At 67.7% G+C, this 18,404-nt stretch carries 14 protein-coding genes; 6 read left to right on the top strand and 8 right to left on the bottom strand.

Translation table 11 applies throughout. The features are described 5' to 3' along the window. Window positions 1-3 precede the first annotated feature (3 nt). Both QO058_RS24400 and QO058_RS24395 read right to left on the bottom strand, forming a co-directional pair. Window positions 4-1,410: an FAD-binding oxidoreductase gene (locus tag QO058_RS24400; RefSeq protein ID WP_284168807.1), complete on the bottom strand. Its 1,407-nt coding sequence runs from the start codon at window positions 1,408-1,410 to the stop codon at window positions 4-6. A gap of 19 nt (window positions 1,411-1,429) precedes the next feature. Next, complete coding sequence (locus tag QO058_RS24395) at window positions 1,430-2,686, bottom strand: class I SAM-dependent RNA methyltransferase (protein WP_284168806.1); 1,257 nt, start codon at window positions 2,684-2,686, stop codon at window positions 1,430-1,432. A 79-nt stretch (window positions 2,687-2,765) separates the two neighbouring features. Between QO058_RS24395 and QO058_RS24390 the strand changes: the two genes are divergently transcribed. Then, a complete protein-coding gene (locus tag QO058_RS24390) occupies window positions 2,766-3,809 on the top strand; it encodes a cysteine synthase A (protein ID WP_284168805.1) in 1,044 nt (347 codons plus the stop codon). Between the two features lie 5 nt (window positions 3,810-3,814). Continuing rightward, entirely contained in the window at window positions 3,815-4,387 is a 573-nt protein-coding gene (locus tag QO058_RS24385; RefSeq protein ID WP_284168804.1) for an ASCH domain-containing protein, read from the top strand. Between the two features lie 16 nt (window positions 4,388-4,403). Here QO058_RS24385 and QO058_RS24380 read toward each other — a convergent pair whose 3' ends face one another. The 3 genes from QO058_RS24380 to QO058_RS24370 form a co-directional block, all read right to left on the bottom strand. After that, window positions 4,404-5,771: a dicarboxylate/amino acid:cation symporter gene (locus tag QO058_RS24380; protein WP_284168803.1), complete on the bottom strand. Its 1,368-nt coding sequence runs from the start codon at window positions 5,769-5,771 to the stop codon at window positions 4,404-4,406. A 190-nt stretch (window positions 5,772-5,961) separates the two neighbouring features. Continuing rightward, entirely contained in the window at window positions 5,962-7,740 is a 1,779-nt protein-coding gene (locus QO058_RS24375; RefSeq protein WP_284168802.1) for an SLC13 family permease, read from the bottom strand. Between the two features lie 38 nt (window positions 7,741-7,778). Next, entirely contained in the window at window positions 7,779-8,768 is a 990-nt protein-coding gene (locus QO058_RS24370) for a magnesium transporter CorA family protein (protein ID WP_284168801.1), read from the bottom strand. 221 nt (window positions 8,769-8,989) lie between these two features. Between QO058_RS24370 and QO058_RS24365 the strand changes: the two genes are divergently transcribed. Further along, on the top strand, window positions 8,990-11,488 hold the full coding sequence (locus tag QO058_RS24365) for a methyl-accepting chemotaxis protein (protein ID WP_284168800.1): 2,499 nt from the start codon (window positions 8,990-8,992) through the stop codon (window positions 11,486-11,488). Between the two features lie 116 nt (window positions 11,489-11,604). On the opposite strand, the gene QO058_RS24360 is transcribed toward QO058_RS24365, so the two are convergent. Further along, on the bottom strand, window positions 11,605-12,465 hold the full coding sequence (locus QO058_RS24360) for an SDR family oxidoreductase (RefSeq protein ID WP_284168799.1): 861 nt from the start codon (window positions 12,463-12,465) through the stop codon (window positions 11,605-11,607). Between the two features lie 17 nt (window positions 12,466-12,482). Further along, the gene (locus QO058_RS24355; RefSeq protein WP_284168798.1) at window positions 12,483-13,340 is read right to left on the bottom strand and encodes an SDR family NAD(P)-dependent oxidoreductase; all 858 of its coding nucleotides are present in this window, start codon (window positions 13,338-13,340) and stop codon (window positions 12,483-12,485) included. Window positions 13,341-13,420: 80 nt separating this feature from the next. Here QO058_RS24355 and QO058_RS24350 point away from each other — a divergent pair, with 80 nt between their 5' ends. Further along, on the top strand, window positions 13,421-14,215 hold the full coding sequence (locus tag QO058_RS24350) for a class I SAM-dependent methyltransferase (RefSeq protein ID WP_284168797.1): 795 nt from the start codon (window positions 13,421-13,423) through the stop codon (window positions 14,213-14,215). A 205-nt stretch (window positions 14,216-14,420) separates the two neighbouring features. On the opposite strand, the gene QO058_RS24345 is transcribed toward QO058_RS24350, so the two are convergent. Continuing rightward, the gene (locus QO058_RS24345) at window positions 14,421-16,196 is read right to left on the bottom strand and encodes an acyl-CoA dehydrogenase (RefSeq protein ID WP_284168796.1); all 1,776 of its coding nucleotides are present in this window, start codon (window positions 16,194-16,196) and stop codon (window positions 14,421-14,423) included. Window positions 16,197-16,363: 167 nt separating this feature from the next. On the opposite strand from QO058_RS24345, the gene QO058_RS24340 reads away from it, so the two are divergent. Beyond that, entirely contained in the window at window positions 16,364-17,338 is a 975-nt protein-coding gene (locus QO058_RS24340; protein ID WP_284168795.1) for an L-threonylcarbamoyladenylate synthase, read from the top strand. An 82-nt stretch (window positions 17,339-17,420) separates the two neighbouring features. Beyond that, window positions 17,421-18,329 (top strand): LysR family transcriptional regulator, encoded by a 909-nt coding sequence (locus tag QO058_RS24335; RefSeq protein WP_284168794.1) that lies wholly within the window; start codon window positions 17,421-17,423, stop codon window positions 18,327-18,329. Window positions 18,330-18,404: the final 75 nt, after the last annotated feature.

The raw sequence follows: 18,404 nt of genomic DNA, 5'->3' as shown, positions 1-18,404 counted from the left end.
GCGCTAGAGCACCGAGCCCGGATTCAACACGCCCTTGGGGTCGAGCGCCGCCTTCACCGTCCGCATCAGCTCGAGCTCAACCGGATCCTTCACGCCCGGCAGGAGGGAGCGCTTGAGGCGGCCGATGCCGTGCTCCGCCGAGATCGAGCCGTTGAGCTCGGTGACGATGGCGTGCACCGCCTCGTTCATCTCGCCCCAGCCGGCGAGATAGGCCTGCTTGTCGGCTCCGACCGGCTGGCTGACATTGAAATGGATGTTGCCGTCGCCGAGATGGCCGAACGGCACCGGCCGGCAGCCCGGCACCATCGCCTCGACCCTGGCGGTGGCCCGCTTCAGGAACTCCGGCGTGGCATGGAGCGGCACGGAGATGTCGTGCTTGATCGAGCCGCCCTCATGGGTCTGCACCTCGGACAGCATCTCGCGCAGCTTCCAGAGATCGGCACGCTGGCCGAGCGAGCCGGCGAGCACGGCGTCGGTGACCAGCCCCTCCTCCAGGGCTTCGCCGAGGAAGGCCTCGACCGCGTCGCTGAGCCCGGTCTCGGCTTGGGCCGAGACTTCCATCAGCACATACCAGGGCGACGGCTCCGACAGCGGATCGCGGGCGCCGCTGGCATGGCGGACGACGAAGTCGAGGCCGATACGAGGCATGATCTCGAAGGTGGTGAGCGTGCCGCCGGCGCTGGCCTTGGCCTTGTTGAGTAGGGACAGCGCCGCTTCCGGATCGGGCACGGCGAGGAAGGCGGTGGCGCGCGCCGTCGGCAGCGGGAAGAGCTTCAGCACGGCGGCGGTGATGATGCCGAGCGTGCCTTCCGAGCCGATGAAGAGGTTCTTGAGGTCGTAGCCGGTGTTGTCCTTGCGGAGCTGGCGCAGGCCGTTCCAGACGCGGCCGTCGGCAAGCACGACCTCGAGACCGAGGCAGAGCTCACGGGCATTGCCATAGGCGATCACCGCCGTGCCACCGGCATTGCTGGAGAGATTGCCGCCGACCGTGCAGGAGCCTTCCGAGGCAAGCGAGAGCGGGAAGAGCCGTCCGGCTGCCTCGGCCGCCTCCTGCGCCTTCTGCAGGATGACACCGGCCTCGACGGTCATGGTGTCGCCGTCGACATCGACCGAGCGAATCGTGTCGAGCCGCTGCAGCGACAGGATGATCTCCCGGCCCTCGGCGACCGGGACCTGGCCACCGACCATGCCGGTATTGCCGCCTTGCGGCACGATCGTCGCGCCGGTCTCGCTCGCCCACTTCATCAGGGCCGAAACCTCGGCGACGGAGCCCGGCCGGACCACGGCCTGCGCCTTGCCGTGGAAGAGACCGCGCGGCTCCTTGAGATAGGGCACCATCGCATCGGCGTCGGTGATCACATTCTTCGCGCCGACGATGCCGGCCAGAGCTTCGATAGTAGGCGCGCTCATTCTGCCTCCGGAGACTTGATCACTTGCGGCCGGCAGCCTTGCGGAAGACGCCGACGAGTTCGATGTGGGCGGAATAGCGGAACTGGTCCACCGGCGTCACGCGCTCCAGCGCATAGCCGCCTGCGACCAAAAGCGCCGCGTCGCGGGCGAAGCTGCCGACATCGCAGGAGACATAGGCCACCACCGGCACTTTCGAAGCCGCGAGCCGCTTGACCTGCGCTTCCGCACCCGCGCGCGGCGGGTCGAGCACGACAGCATCGAAGGCGCCCAGCTCATGCTCCAGCAGCGGGCGGCGGAAGAGGTCGCGCGCTTCGACTGCGACCTGCTTCAGCCCTTGCGTATGATTGGCGGCCCGGCTCAGCGGCTGGACCGCGGCCTTGTCGCTCTCGAAGGCCGAAACCTGCGCCTTTTCGGCGAGCCGGACGCTGAACGGACCGCAGCCGGCGAAGAGGTCGGCGACGCGCTTGGCCTTGGGGATCGCATCGAGCACGAGGCGCGACAGCGTCGCCTCCCCCTCGGCCGTCGCCTGCAGGAAACCGCCGGGCGCCGGCGTCACCGCCGCCTTGCCCATCAACTGAAAGGGCGCGCGTCGCTCGACAATGATCTCGCCATGCATGGCGAGGCGCGCCAGATCGAGCCGCTCGGCCGCTTCGGTGAGTTGTCGGCGCAAGCTGTCACCGGCCGGGCCGTGGCCGCGAATGTCGACATCGAGGCCAGCTTCAGAAGCGGTCAATTGGATGTCGAGCGGCTTGTTCGAGGAGCGCAGGCGGTTGGCGAGAAGCTGCGCCACGGCGGGTGCCCGCGCCAGGCCCGGGGCCAGCACCGGACAGGCCTCGACCTCGATCAGGTCGTGGCTGCGCGCCGCCATGAAGCCGACACGCATGCCGTCGCCGTCGCGCCTTGCGTGGAAGGTGACGCGCCTGCGGCCGGCGCCATGGGCATCGACCACGGGAGCGACCTCGGTCTCCAGCCCGGCGCGGGACAGCGCCGTGACCACCTGCTGGCGCTTCCATTCGGCGTAGAGCCCCTCGCCCATATGCTGCGCAGCGCAGCCGCCACAACGGGTGAAGAGCGGGCAGATCGCGGCGATGCGCGAGGCGGAGGGCGCGAGAATCTCGACGACCTGCGCCCTGTCGCCATCGCGTACGGCCCGCACGCTCTCGCCCGGCAGCGCGAAGGGCACGAAGACCTGACCCTCCGCCGTTTCGGCGACGCCGTCGCCGCGCTGGCCAAGCCGCGCGATCGTGAGCGTTTCATTCATGACGAGGGCGGACATGGTTTCGATACTGATGACCTGCAGGAAGGTTTGGCCTATCAGGTGACGGCAAGCAGGGAAATGGCTGGAGTTGCCTAATATGACTATCCGCAACGGCGTCGTCGAAGCGATCGGCAACACCCCCCTGATCAAACTGAAGCGCGCCTCGCAGGAAACCGGCTGCGAAATCCTCGGCAAGGCCGAGTTCATGAACCCCGGCCAGTCGGTCAAGGACCGCGCCGCGCTCGCCATCATCCGCGACGCCGAGAAGAGCGGCGCGCTCCGGCCCGGCGGCGTCATCGTCGAGGGCACGGCCGGCAATACCGGCATCGGCCTGGCGCTGGTCGGCAACGCGCTGGGCTATCGCTCGGTGATCGTCATCCCGGAGACGCAGAGCCAGGAAAAGAAGGACATGCTGCGGCTCGCCGGCGCGACCCTGGTCGAGGTGCCCGCCGTCGGCTACGTCAACCCGAACAATTATGTGAAGGTTTCAGGCCGCCTCGCCGAAGAACTGGCAAAGACGGAGGCCAACGGCGCGATCTGGGCCAACCAGTTCGACAATGTCGCCAACCGCCAGGGTCATATCGAGACGACCGGCCCTGAGATCTGGCAGCAGACCGGCGGCAAGGTCGACGGCTTCGTCAGCGCCGTCGGCACCGGCGGGACGCTCGCCGGCGTCGCGATAGCGCTGAAAGGCTTCAACCCGAAGATAAGGATCGCCCTCGCCGACCCGATGGGCGCGGCGCTGTACGCCTACTACACCACCGGCGAGCTCAAGGCCGAGGGCTCCTCGATCACCGAGGGCATCGGCCAGGGCCGGATCACCGCGAACATCGAGGGCGCGCCGATCGACGTCGCCTTCCAGATCCCCGACGAGGAGGCGATCCCGCTCTGCTTCCAGCTGCTGGAGGAAGAGGGCCTCTGCCTCGGCGGCTCCTCCGGCATCAACGTCGCCGGCGCGATCCGGCTGGCTAAGGAGATGGGTCCCGGCCACACCATCGTGACCATCCTCTGCGACTACGGCACGCGCTACCAGTCGAAGCTGTTCAACCCCGAATTCCTGCGCTCGAAGAACCTGCCGGTGCCCGGCTGGCTCGAACGCGATGGCGGGCTGAAGGACGTGCTGGCCAAGGTGATGGCCTAAACGCCGTGCTGCTCGACCGGCGCACGCTTGAGGGCATCGCCGAGGGCAGCATCACGCAGGTGCTGCGGCGCTGGCGTCGGCCCAGCGTCAAGAGCGGCGGCACGCTGCTGACGGCAATCGGCCAGCTCGCCATCGATGCGGTCGAGCCGATCACGGAAGACCAGCTCGGCGCAGCCGATGCGAGGGCCGCCGGCTTCGACTCCCGCGAAGAAGCGCTCGCCGCGCTGACCGGCCGCGAGGGCAGCCTCTATCGAATCCGCATTCGTCTCGCCGGCCCCGATCCGCGCGAAGCCTTGCGCGAAGCAGATGACCTGACGGATGCCGACGCGGAGCAGCTGGTTCAGCGCCTTGCCCGGCTTGATGCGCACAAGGTTTGGACACGCGCCACGCTAGAGCTAATCGCGACGCATCCCGGGCGACGCGCCGCCGAACTCGCCGAGCTGCTCGGGCGCGAGATGCTTCCCTTCAAGCAGGATGTGCGCAAGCTCAAGGCCCTCGGTCTCACCGAGAGCCTTGAGGTCGGCTATCGATTGTCGCCGCGCGGAAAGACGCTGCTCTCGAAACTTCCGCCCCGCTGACAAATCTGATGCCGCCTCAGGCCGTCTGCGCGCCGGCGTCGATCGCCTCGATGTCACCGGCGCGGTCATACTGCGCCTGATCGAGCATGCCCTGGCGCTTGGCGACGATGGTCGGCACCAGGGCCTGGCCGGCGACGTTCACCGCGGTGCGGCCCATGTCGAGGATCGGGTCGATGGCGAGCAGCAGGCCGACGCCGGCCAGCGGCAGGCCGAGTGTCGACAGCGTCAGCGTCAGCATCACCGTCGCGCCGGTGAGCCCGGCGGTCGCCGCCGAGCCGATGACCGAGACGAAGACGATCAGCACATATTCCTGCAGGCCGAGCGGAACGCCGTAGAACTGCGCCACGAAGATCGCCGAGATCGCCGGATAGATCGCGGCGCAGCCGTCCATCTTGGTGGTCGCGCCGAGCGGCACGGCGAAGGCGGCGTATTCGCGGGGCACACCGAGGCTCTTCTCGGTCACGGCCTCGGTCACCGGCAAGGTGCCGACCGAGGAGCGCGAGACGAAGGCGAGCTGGATCGCCGGCCAGGCGCCCGCGAAGAAGCGCAGCGGCGAGAGCCCGTGAAGGATGAGCAGCGCCGGGTAGACGATCAGCAGCACGATGGCGAGGCCGAGATAGATCGCGAAGGCGTACCAGGAGAGCTGCTGCAGGGTCTGCCAGCCGTACTGCGCCACGGCATTGCCGAGCAGGCCGATCGTGCCGATCGGCGTCAGCCGGATCACCCACCACAGGATCTTGCGGACGATCGCCAGCAGAGATTCGTTGAAGGCGAGGAAGCTGTTGGCGCGCTCGCCAACCTTCAGCGCCGCGACACCGATGACGATCGAGATGACGAGGAGCTGCAGCACGTTGAAGCCGAGCCTTGTGGTCGCCGCCCCGCCATCGATCCGGGTCGAGGCCTGCAGGCCGAATACGTTGGCGGGGACGAGGCCCTTGAGGAAATCGAGCCAGGAACCGACCGAGCCGGGCGCCTTCGCACTGGCGGCGATCGCGCCGGAATTGATGCCGGGCTGGATGATGAGGCCGAGCGCGATGCCGATCAGCACGGCGATGAAGGCAGTGAGAGCGAACCAGAGCAGCGTCTGCCAGACCAACGCGGCCGCATTGGAGAGCTGCCGGAGATTGCTGATCGAGGCGACGATCGCGGTGAAGATCAGCGGCGGCACCAAAGCCTGCAGCAGCTGCACGAAAATCGAGCCGGTCGTCGCCAGCGTCGTCGTCAACGCGTTCGGCTGTCCGGCCGCATCCGGGCCGATATTGCGCGCGACCCAGCCGAGCACGAGCCCGATCACCATGGCGGCCAGAACCTGGAAGCCGAAATTGGCGTAAAATGGCTTGGTGCCGGCGGTCGTCGCGCCGGCTCGGGACGTCACTGTGGTCATGGCAGGAGCTCGTCAATCGCCGCCGGGCGGCTCGAAAATATCTGCCGCATATATAGGCATCGCAGCCGTTTGCGGGAAGCCGAATACTTCCGTTCTGAGTCAATCTGACAGTTGAAACATTCTCTGCCGAGGCAGCTCGGCATGAATTCTGTTCCCTCGACCTCGATCGGCCGCCAGCCGCGCATCGCGTTCACCTCAGCGGCCAAACCCAGAGGATCAGCGGCACGGCGAGCAGGATCACCAGGGCCGAGAGCGGCGCGCCGAGCCTGGCATAGTCGCCGAAGCGATAGCCGCCCGGGCCCATCACCAGCGTGTTGCACTGGTGGCCGATCGGGGTGAGGAAGTCGCAGGCCGCGCCGATCGCCACCGCCATCAGGAAAGCGTCGGGATTGTAGCCGAGCGTCTTGGCGAAGCCGGCGCCGATCGGCGCCATCACCAGCACGGTCGCGGCGTTGTTGAGGAAGGGCGTCACCGCCATCGCCGCGACGAGCATCAGCCCGACCGCGCCCCAGCCCGGGAGACCTGCGCCGAGCTGCGCCAGCAAGCCGGCGAAAACATCGGTCGCGCCGGTCACACGCAGGCTGTCGCTGACCGGGATCAGTGCCGCCAGCATGATCAGGATCGGAGCCTCAACCGAGTCGTAGGCATCGCGCAACGTCAGGGCGCGCGTCACCAGCAGGAGCACCGCGGCAGCGAAGAAGGCGATCGCCACGGGCAGCAGGCCGAGTGCGACCACGATCACCGTCGCGGCGACGATCGTTCCGGTGACGAGGCGGCGGCGGGTGCTGCCGAGCTGAAGGCTGCGCGCTGCCAGCGGCAGCAGGCCGAGCTCGCGCAGGCGCTCGGGCAGCAGGTCCTCGTCGCCCTGCAGCAGCACGACGTCGCCGGGGCGAAGGCGGATGTCGCGCAGGCGCTCGGTGAAGCGCTCGCCGGCGCGGCTGATGCCGAGCAGGTTGATGTGGAAACGGGCGTGCAGGTCGATCTCGGCGGCGCTGACGCCTTCGAGCAGCGAGCCCTGCGTGACGATCGCTTCGCCGGTGCGGGCAGGATCGAGCGAGCCCTCGCGCTGGGTCGAGCGGTGCTGGCCGGTCAGCTCGAGCTCGCCCGCCGCAATGACGCGCTCCAGCGCCTTGGGCTCACCGCGCAGCAGCAGGATATCGCCGGCGCGCAGGCTGGCATCGGGCAATGGCGCCCGGCGGCGCTCGCCATCGCGCAGGATCGCGACGACCTCGACCTCGCCATCGCCCGGCTTTCTGAGATCGGCGATGGTCTTGCCCGCGAGCGGCCCCTTCTCGGGCAGGCGCGCCTCGGTGACGTAGTCCTTGATGTCGACAGCCTGGTCGAGCGAGCGCGACCCCTGGCGATCCTTCGGCAACAACCGGTAGGCGACGCTCAGGAAAGCGCAGCCGATAAACGCGATGCCGATACCGACCGGGGTGAAGTCGAACATGGCGAAGGGCTCGCCGCCGAGTTCCTGCCGCACGCGCGCGACGATGACATTGGGCGAGGTGCCGACCAGGGTGACGATGCCGCCGAGCAGCGAGGCGAAGGCCATCGGCATCAGGAAGACCGAGGGCGATTTCCCGTCCTTGCGCGCGAGCTGATAGGCGATCGGCAGCATCATCGCGAGCGCGCCGATGTTCTTGATGATCGCCGACATGGCAGCGACGACGAAGACGAGGACAGCGACCTGCGCTTGCGTCGAGCGCAGCGCCGGCGCGATGCGGGCAAGCGCCGTCTCGACCAGGCCGGAGCGCGCCACCGCGGCGCTGACGATCAGGGCGCTGGCGACGATGATGACGATGTCGTCGGAAAAGCCCTTGAAGGCCTCCTTGGCCGGGACCACGCCGATCGCGACACCGGCGAGCAAGGCCAGAAGTGCGACGACATCATAGCGCAGCTTGCCCCAGACGAAGGCCACCATCATCGCGGCGACCAGGGAGCAAGAGAGAATCTGCGGCAGGGTCATTCGCGCGCCAATATCCTAGGCGCGAGGCGCCGGCGAGGTCAGAGCCACTTCTTCCAGCGGAAGAAGAGGTAGGGCAGGATCGCCGCGACCACCATGATCACGAGCGACATCGGATAGCCGAGTTCCCACTTCAACTCGGGCATCTTCTCGAAGTTCATGCCGTAGATCGAGGCGACGAGCGTCGGTGGCATGAAGACCACCGCGACGACCGAGAACAGCTTGATGATCTTGTTCTGCTCGATGCTGACCAGGCCGAGCGTCGCGTTCAGCATGAACTGCAGCTTGTTCGACAGGAAGGTGGCGTGCTCCTCGATCGCCTGGACGTCGCGGATCGCGGCCCGCCATTCCGGGGTGAAGCCGCTCGCCGCCTTCTTGGTGCGCTTGAAGTTGGCCGAGAGGTAGAGCAGCACGCGCTCGACCGAGACCATGCTCTCGCGCACATTCGAGATGATGTGCTCGTACTGGCCGATCTTGCGCACCACCGCCTGATAGACCCGGCCCTGCTCGACGCTGGCGCTGTTGCCGTCGAATATCTGGCGCGAGCGCAGGTCGATGCGGTCGCCGACGCCGCGCAGCACCTCGGCGGCCCGGTCGACGATCGCCTCGATCAGCCCCTCCATCACGCCGGCTGGCTCAAGCTCGCAGCCGCCAGGTTTGGTGACGCGGTTGAGGAAGATGTTGAAGGCGCCGGGCTCGTCATAACGCACCGTGACCAGCGCCTTCTCGGTCAGGATGAAGGTGACGTCGGCGAGCCGGGGAACGTTCGTGTCCGACTGGCAGATGACGCGCAGCGTCATGTAGTGCGCGCCATCCTCAGCATAGATCGTCTCGGAGGGCTCGAGATCGTGCATCTCCTCCTTGGTCGGGATCGAGATGCCGAGATGCTGCTCGACCTTGGCGTCCTCGGCCGATGTCGGATTGAGCAGGTCGATCCAGATCGAGCCTGGTGGAATCTCCTCCTCGACGGCGAGAGTCCGATGCGCGAGCTTGTCGCCGTGCGTCTGGCAGATGCCGTGGATCAGGAGCATGGCCGGTCATCCGGAATCAGGCGCGGCAAGGCGCGGATTTGCACTGCACCAACTCCAAACGTCCTGCAGTGTCAAACCGATGACGCATCCACTGGATGGTTGCCATCCGGCGCGGTATTCGCGCGCACTTTGGAACACTCCCCAGGCGAAGCGGCGTGGTTAGCATAAAATAAATCGCCGGATGAGACACTTAACGGATCAGTCGTCCATCCGGGTTTGCCATGTTCAACGCCGCGAAGAACCTCAGCATCAAGACCATGCTCCTGACCGTCCTCGGTCTTGCCAGCGCGGCGATCGTAACGCTTTCGACGCAATCGCTCTGGCAGGCCTGGACGCGCTACAACACGGCAGTCGAGGTGTCCGTTCTCGCCGATCTGAACAAGGCCTATTTCGCGGCGCTGCAGAACCTGCGCTACGAGCGCGGCAACGGCGCGAGCGCGATGACGATGCCCACCGACAAGAACGGCGGGATGATCGAGGACGTGCTGACGCGGCGCAAGCGACTGGACGATGCGATTGCCACGGCGCAGGCCATCGCCCAGAAAAACGGCTACAGCACTGCAGCGACCGTATCGAACGAGATCGACGGCCATGTCGCAGCCCTCAAGCCGCTGCGGGCGAAGATCGACGGCAACTGGAAGCTCCCGGTAGAAGCGCGGGAGAAGGAACTGGTCGGGGCCAGCATGGCCCAGACCGGCAAATTCCTGACGGCGCTCGAGACCGCGTCGGCGACGCTCGAAGAACGCATCCTCGTCCTCGACGCCAACTTCGCCAACCTCACCTCGATCCGCTCGATGGCCTGGGCAGCACGCTCGTTCAGTGGATCGTCGACGATCGTCCTCAACAACGCCGTCGCCCAGGACCGGCCGCTCGACGCCAAGGAGAGCAATGCCGTCATCGTCAGCGATGCACGCATGGAGTTCGCCTGGGGCGTGGTGAAGCAGCTCATCGGCCAGGCGAGCACGCCACAGGCACTGAAGGATGCGCTGGTAACCGCCGAGAACACCTATTTCGGCGGAACCTTCAAGGCGACGCGGGCTGACCTGGTCGCCAATGCGACGGGCGGACGCAAGCCTTCGATCAACCCCGATCTTTGGCGCGACCAGATCGTCGCCGCCTCCGAAACCGTCGGCGCCGTGGCGAGCCGCGCCATCGATGTCGTCTCGGAAACCGCCGACGCCAAGGCGACGGCAGCGATGCGCTCGCTCGTCATCTACGGCCTCGTCCTCCTGGCCGCGCTCGTGCTGGCGCTCGTCGGGCTCTGGCTGGTCCAGAGCCGCGTGACGCGTCCGATCACCGCGCTGACCGCATCGATGACGCAGCTGGCGCAGGGCGACTTCTCGGCCGAGATCATCGACAGCGGCCGGAATGACGAGATCGGCGGCATGGCAGCCGCCGTCCGGGTGTTCAAGGAGAACGGGCTGCGCGTCCAGGCCCTGGAGGCGCAGGAGCGCGCCGCCGCGGCCGAACGGGCTGCGCGGACCGAATCCATGATCGCCGTCGTCAACGATGTCGGGACTGTCGTCGCCGCGGCAGCCGCTGGCGATTTCAGCGCACGGCTGCAATTGGAAAACGCCGACGCGCAGATGCAGCAGCTAGTCAATGGGATCAACCAGATCAACGCCGTGGTCGACGGCGCGACGACGGAGTTCGCCGACATCCTGGCATCAGTCTCGCAGGGCGACCTGACCCGCAGGATTGCGACCGATTATCAAGGCCGCTTCGCCGAGCTGAAGCACTCGGTCAACGAGACGGTCGAGCGGCTGTCGGAGACGATCGGCGGCATCCAGGCGACGACCTCGCAGGTCTCGGCCTCGGCCCGTGAGATCAAGGCAGGCGCCGACGATCTCGCCAAGCGGACCGAGGAGCAGGCCGCCTCGCTCGAGGAGACCGCGGCCACGACCGAGGAGCTCGCGGCCTCCGTCAAGGCGAGCGCCGGCTCGTCGAAGGTCGCGGCATCGGCCTCCGACGAGGCCACGAACGTGGCGCAGCAGGGCGGCACGATCGTGCAGAACGCCGTCGAGGCGATGGAGCGGATCGAGGCGGCCTCGCGCAAGATCACCGACATCACCTCGGTGATCGACGGCATCGCCTTCCAGACCAATCTGCTGGCACTGAACGCCGCCGTCGAAGCAGCCCGCGCCGGTGATGCCGGTAAGGGCTTCGCCGTGGTCGCCTCCGAGGTCCGGACGCTGGCGCAGCGCTCGGCCGAGGCGTCGAAGGACATCACGACCTTGATCCAGTCGTCGACCATCGAGATCGAGGAAGGCGTCAAGCTGGTCCGCTCCGCCGGCACGGTTCTCGACAAGATCGTCTCGGCCTCCAGGCAGGTCGCCGCGACCGTGGTCGAGATTTCGGCGGCGGCGGGCGAACAGGCCAATGGCATCGACGAGATGAGCCAGACCGTCGCCCATATGGACGAGATGACCCAGCAGAACGCGGCTTTGGCCGAGCAGAGCGCCGCTTCTGCGGCCTCACTCGCCGACCAGATCCACAGCCTGGACCAACTCGTCGCGGCCTTCCGCATCTCCGTCAGCGATGTGCGCTCGGCCAGCGAGCCGGAGCGCCTGCGCAACCTCGCCGCAGCCGCGATGTCGGAAACACGCTCTGCTCCGCGCGCGCCGGCACGGAAGGTGCCTGTGCCCCATGCCGCTCCGATGCCCGCCCGCAAGGTCGCGGGCGGTGGAGCGCGCGACAACCATAGCTGGGAGGAGTTCTGAGCCCCCGGAGAATTTGCGCGCTTATCCGAAGCGCGCAAATTCTCCAGTCTTTTTGATGTGCCGCATTTTCTTGACGCGAACCGGTACCCACTTCGCTCGAAAATACTCTGGCGGGTTCAGACGCCGCCCTTCACCCCCTGCGGCGGCGCGATCTCCTCGGGCACGAAGAAGTCCGGCATCAGCGGCACAGACGGATCGACCCGGTAGGGGGTGAAGTCGGTGACGCCCTCGCCCGCCATGAAGTTGTCGTCGATCAGGAAATTGCCCGAGAAGCTGCGCGAGGGTTTGCTGAAGACCATGTAGGCGGCGTCGGCCAGCATCTCCGGCGTGCGGCTCGCCTGCACCATCTTGTCGCCACCGAGCAGGTTCTTGACGGCGGCGGTGGCGACCGTGGTGCGCGGCCAGAGCGCGTTGACGGCGATGCCCTTCGGCGCAAGCTCGCCGGCAAGGCCGAGCACGCACATGCTCATGCCGTATTTCGCCATGGTGTAAGCCAGATGCGGCGCGAACCAGCGCATCTTCATGTCGAGCGGTGGCGACAGCATCAGGATATGCGGGTTCTCAGCCTTCTCCAGATGGGGAATGGCGTATTTCGAGACCATGAAGGTGCCGCGCGTATTGATCTGATGCATCAGATCGTAGCGCTTCATCTCGGTCATCTGGGTGTTGCTCAGCGAGATCGCGCTGGCATTGTTCACGACGATGTCGATGCCACCGAAGGTTTCAGCCGTCTTCGCGATCGCCTCCGCGACGCTGGCCTCGTCGCGGACGTCGACCATCAGCGGCAGACACTTGCCGCCGGCCGCCTCGATCTCGGCGGCGGCGGTGTAGATCGTGCCCTCGAGCTTGGGATGGGGCTCGGCCGTCTTGGCGGCAATGGTGACATTGGCGCCGTCGCGCGCCGCCTTGATCGCGATGGCGAGCCCGATGCCGCGCGACCCGCCGGTGATGAAGAGCGTCTTGCCCTTGAGCGACATGTTGCTGTCCTCCCTCTTTAGCTCTGCAAGCTGAAGCGGTCCGGCTGGCTGCCGTCCGCATCGGTGAAGCCATAGACCCGCGCCAGGTCGGCGACGTGCAGCACCTGTCCGGCATGGCGTAAAACATCCGGGTCGGCGGTCAGTGCTGCGACTGCGCGGCCGGCATAGAGCGGCGTCTCGGTGGTCTCATCGGCCATGCCGGCATCGCGGACCCGCTCGGTCAGGACATGGCCGGGCGACAAGGCCAGCGCGGTGACGCCATACGGCTGGAGCTCCTGTGCCATCGCCAGCGTCAGCCGGTTCATCGCCGCCTTGGCGAGATCGTAGAAGACGTCGCCGAGATAACCGCTAGCGGTGTCGAAACTCACCGTGACGATCAGGCCCTGGCGCATCTGCACCATGGCGGGCGCAACGGCGCGCGCCAGCAGCAGTTGCGCATAGACACCGCTCTCGAAACTCTGGCCGAGCCGCGCGACGGGGCGGCGCCAGAACGGCGCGCCGAAGGCCGAGCCATCCGGATAGCGCTCGCCATCATAACCCTCATTGCCGCCCCAGACCGCGTCGACGACGCAATCGAGCCGGCCGAAGCGGCGCAGCGACCAGGCGACGAGTTGGTCGACCTCGCGCTCGTTTGTGTGGTCGCAGCGATAGGGTTCGCCGCGGCCGCCGGCGGCCTCGACTTCGCGGGCGGTGTCCTCGAAGGTTTCGGAGCGCTGGTCAGTGCGCGGCCCGGCCTCGCTGGAGCGGCCGGTGACGATCACGCTCGCGCCGCCCTGGCCGAGCGCCCGGGCGATGCCGCGTCCAAGCCCGCGCGAGGCGCCGGCGACGAGGCAGACCTTGCCGGCGAGCGGCCCTTCGCGGCTGTCACCCGTCATCGCGACAGACCTTGCGATACCGCTGGCGCGATGCGAGCGGCTCGGATAGAAGCCCCCTCCCCCGAACGGCGAGGACGATCATGGAAGCGAGCGAGGTCGCGGCCTGCTGGGAGGCCAATGCCGAAACCTGGACCCGGCATGCGCGCGCCGGATACGACCTCTACCGGGACGCCCAGAACACTCCGGCCTTCCTCGCGAACCTGCCTGACGTCGCCGGGCTCGACGGCCTCGACATCGGCTGCGGCGAGGGCTCGAACACGAGAAAGCTCGCCGAGGCCGGCGCCAGCGTCACCGCGATCGACATCGCCCCGACCTTCATCCGCCATGCGCAAGAAGCGGAAGCCGCAAACCCGCTCGGGATCGACTACCGCGTCGCCGACGGGATGGCCCTGCCCTTCGCCGATGCCAGCTTCGATTTCGCCACCGCCTTCATGTCGCTGATGGACATGCCACGGCAGGACCGGGTGCTCGCCGAGGCCAAGCGGGTGCTGAAGCCCGGCGGCTTCCTGCAATTCTCGATCCTGCATCCCTGCTTCGCGACGCCGGGCCGCAAGGTGATGCGCGACGAGGCCGGCAATGTGCTCGGCATCGAGGTGCGCGAGTATTTCCGCGTCAGCGACGGCGAGATCGAGAGCTGGCGCTTCGGCGCGGCGCCGGCCGAGGAGAAAGCCAGGGTCGAGCCGTTCCGGGTACCGCGCTTCCACCGCACGCTCAGCGACTGGATCAACCTGCTGGTCGCGACCGGCTTCCGGATCGAGCACATGCACGAGCCGGGTGTGGATGCAGAGACGGCCAAGGCCGTGCCCTATCTCGCCGACACCTATATCGCGCCGCTGTTCCTGCATATGCGGGTCCGCAAGGCGGACAGTGTCTGACGGCGTGAAGCTCCTCCCTTCCCCCTCGTGGGGAAGGGTATGGGGATGGGGGGCGAACGACTGGGTGCGAGGTACCGGTAACTGCGGACCGGCTCGGCGTCGAAGCGGAGCATTCTGACTTTTCGCCCCCCACCCCTGCCCCTCCCCACGAGGGGGAGGGGTTCGCACGCTCGATTGCCGGTGCTGCTATCCTCGTGCTCCGGCCTCACGCCGCGAAGACCGCAGCCGAATCCTCGACGGCGCCGGCGCCCTCGGTCACCGCCAGCTCCAGCGCAGTGGCTTCACCGACATGGTGCTCGGCATAGAAGCGGGCGGTGGCGAGCGCCGCGGCGCCCTGATCCTCGCCCTGCATTGCCAGCGCCTTCTTCGCCAGGCCGGTGCCGCCCTGGGCGAGCGCGAACAGCTTGAGATAGGGCGTCGCGCCGGCGAGCACGCTCGCCTGGTCGATGCCCATGGTCGCCAGCATCCATTGCGTGGCGCGCTCGAGCGAGTCCACGGCAGCGCCGAGCCGCGCCGCGCTATGGCCGAAACCGGGCGTGTTGGCCTCGCGCACCTGCGCAACGACGCCGCGCATCTCGCCGATCAGCGCCTTGACCGCGTCGCCATTGGACAGCGGCAACTTGCGCAGCACGAGGTCGATGGCCTGGATGCCGTTGGTGCCCTCATAGATCGTCGCGATGCGGGCATCGCGCAGATGCTGGGCGGCACCGGTCTCCTCGACATAGCCCATGCCGCCATGAATCTGGACGCCGGTGGACGCGACCTCGACGCCGATATCGGTGGCGTAGGCCTTGGCGATGGGTGTGATGATCGCCGCCCGCTCGGCTGCCGCCTTGCGCTTGGCCTCGCCGGGCTCGCGATGCGAGCGGTCGAGCAATGCGGCCAGCAGCAGCGAAAGCGTGCGCGCAGCCTGAGTCTTGGCGCGCATCTCCATCAGCATGCGGCGAATGTCGGGATGGACGATGATCGGGCTCATCGGAGCGCCCTTCGGTGCATCGAGCGCCGTGCCCTGCTTGCGCTCCTGCGCGAAGGAAAGCGCCTGCTGATAGGCGCGCTCGGCGATGGCGACGCCCTGCACCGCGACGTTGAGGCGGGCATTGTTCATCATCGTGAACATGCAGGCGAGGCCGCGATTCTCCTCGCCGATCAGCCAGCCGATCGCGCCGCCCTCGTCGCCATAGCTCATCGCGCAGGTCGGGGAGGCATGGATGCCGAGCTTGTGCTCGACGCCGGTGCAGCGGACATCATTGCGCGCGCCGAGCGAGCCGTCGGCATTGACCATGTACTTCGGCACGAGGAAGAGCGAGATGCCGCGCGTTCCCGGAGGAGCATCGGGCAGGCGGGCGAGGACGAGATGGACGATGTTGTCCGTCATCTCGTGATCGCCATAGGTGATGAAGATCTTCTGGCCGCTGATGCGATAGGTGCCGTCGCCGGCCCGCTCGGCCTTGGAGCGCAGGGCGTTGAGGTCCGAGCCTGCCTGCGGCTCGGTCAGGTTCATCGTGCCCATCCACTCGCCGGAGACGAGCTTGGCGAGATAGGTCTCCTTCAGATAATCGGAGCCGTGCGCGTGCAGCGCCTCGATCGCGCCGACCGTCAGCAGCGGGCCGAGCGCGAAGGCGAAGGCGGCCGAATTCCACATCTCGGTGCAGGCCGACTGCACCAGCGTCGGCAGGGCCTGCCCGCCATAGGCCTCCGGCCCCGGCAGCGCGTTCCAGCCGCCTTGCGCCCAGGCATGATAGGCTTCCTTCCAGCCCGGCGGCGTGACGACGATGCCGTCCTTGAGTCTGGAGCCGTGCCGGTCGCCAACAATATTCAACGGAGCGAGCACGTCACCGGCGAACCTCGCTGCCTCCTCCAGCACCGCCTCGGTGACGCCGTCGGCGAGTTCCGGTGCCAGCCCCTCATCGATCAGGGCGTCGAGCCCGGCGACATGGCGCATCGTCGCCAGGATATCCTCGACCGGAGCACGGTACGACATCGCTTACCTCCCTCGGCGCCCGCGCATTCCCGCCGGGCATTCTGCTCGTTGCGTTTGACGGCGATGTTAGCGACGAACTATGCCCGCCGCCACGCGCCAGCCGGCGCGGGTTCGCGCATGCCGCGTCGGCATTGTTATAGTTTACATATGAACTTTCAAGAGTGCCCGTGACCGACCCTCGCCAGACCCAGCGCCTTTCCGCCGACGAGGCCGGCATCGCCGCCGCCGCCGAGTTGCTGCGCGCCGGCAAGCTGGTCGCGCTGCCGACCGAGACGGTCTACGGGCTCGCCGCCGATGCGAGCGACGACCGGGCGGTCGCCTCGATCTATGCTGCCAAGGAACGCCCGAGCTTCAATCCGCTGATCTCGCATCTGCCGGATGTGGATGCGGCGCGGGGGCAAGGCCTCTTCGACGCGCCCGCATTGGCGCTGGCGAAAGCGTTCTGGCCGGGACCGCTGACGCTGGTCGTGCCAGCCTCCAGCGGCTGCACGATCTGCAGTCTCGCGCGCGCCGGGCTCGACAGCGTCGCGCTCAGGGTGCCGTCGCATCCGATTGCGCGCGCCGTGCTGCAGGCAGCCGGCCGGCCGATCGCGGCGCCCTCGGCCAATCGCTCCGGGCGGGTGAGTCCGACGCAAGCGGAGCATGTGCTCGCCGATCTCGCCGGCCGCATCGACGCTGTGCTCGATGCCGGGCCGACGGCTGTCGGGGTCGAGTCCAGCATCGTCGCCTGCCTCGGCGGCGCTCCGCGTCTGCTGCGACCGGGCGGCGTGCCGCGCGCGGCGCTGGAAGCAGCAATTGGGCAAGCCCTCGTCATCGTCGCGGAAGGCGGTGCAGCCCCGCTCGCGCCCGGCCTGCTCGCCTCGCACTATGCACCGCGGGCCGCCGTCAGGCTCGATGCGGAAGCACCGCGGCCGGGTGAGGGGTGGCTGGGCTTCGGTCCGGAGCCGAACGACAGCCTGCCCGCGCTTGCCTTCAACCTCAGCCCGGCAGGCGATCTGACCGAGGCCGCCGCCAATCTCTTCGCCGCCCTGCGCCGGCTAGACGATCGCGGCCCGAAGACGATCGCGGTCGCGCCGATCCCAATGCATGGGCTCGGCGAGGCAATCAACGACCGGCTACGGCGCGCCGCCGCCCCGCGCTGAAGTCGGCGGCATCGCTTTGCATCCGCTTGCATTCCCGCAAGATCTGGCAATGCTGGCGCGCGGAATGGCCGGAGAGTGCCCGTTGTCGACGTCCAAGCTCGCCTGGGATGATTTCCGCCTGATCAAGGCGATCGCCGACGCTGGCGGGCTGACCGGGGCGGCCTCCGCGCTCGGCGTCAATCATTCGACCGTGTTCCGCCGGCTCGGGCAGATCGAGGAGCAGGTCGGCCACGCCCTCTTCGAGCGACGCAAGACCGGCTATGTCGCGACCTCGGCCGGCGAGGAGATGACGACACTCGCCTCGCGCATCGACGACGACGTCACCGCCTTCGGGCGCCGGCTGGCGGGGCGTGACCTCGCTCCCTCCGGCGAATTGCGCGTCACCACCACAGACACGCTCTACCTGCATACGCTGCTGCCGATCTTCGCAGCGTTCCGGGCGGCGCATCCGCTGATCCGGCTCGATGTCGTCATGGCGAGCCAGACACTCAATCTCTCGCGCCGCGACGCTGACGTCGCCATCCGCGCCAGCGACTCGCCAGGCGAGACCCTGGTCGGCCGCCGCCTCGCCACGCTGAGCTGGGCGGTCTATGCTTGCGCCGACGCGCCGGTAACGGAAGCGGAAGCGGCCGACCCAAAGCTGCTCTTCCGACGCGACTGGGTCGCGCTCGGCGACCCGCTCGGCTACGTCAAAGCGGCCCGCTATGTCCGCGACCATGTCCCGGCCGACCGGATCGCGCTGCGCTCCTCGGCCGTGCTCGGGCTGACGGAGGCGGTCGAGCACGGCATCGGCATCGGGCCCCTGCCCTGCTTCATCGCCGACCAGCGACCAGGGCTCGTCCGGCTGCTACCGCCGGATCCGGACTTCTCGACCGGCCTGTGGATCCTGACCCATCCCGACATCAGGCATGCGCCGCGCGTGCGCGCCTTCATGGATTTCGTCGGCGGCGAACTCGCCAAGCGCAAGGCATTGCTCGAGGGAGCAGGCTGAACGCCGCTACGTCGCGTCCGGCAGCTCACATCATTTTCGACGCAATTGGTATGAGCCACGCCCCTCTTGTGTCAT

This window comes from Bosea vestrisii (assembly GCF_030144325.1).
Taxonomy (GTDB): domain Bacteria; phylum Pseudomonadota; class Alphaproteobacteria; order Rhizobiales; family Beijerinckiaceae; genus Allobosea; species Allobosea vestrisii_A.
Note: the sequence above shows the minus strand (reverse complement) of the source record. Positions and strands in the feature narration are given on the sequence as shown.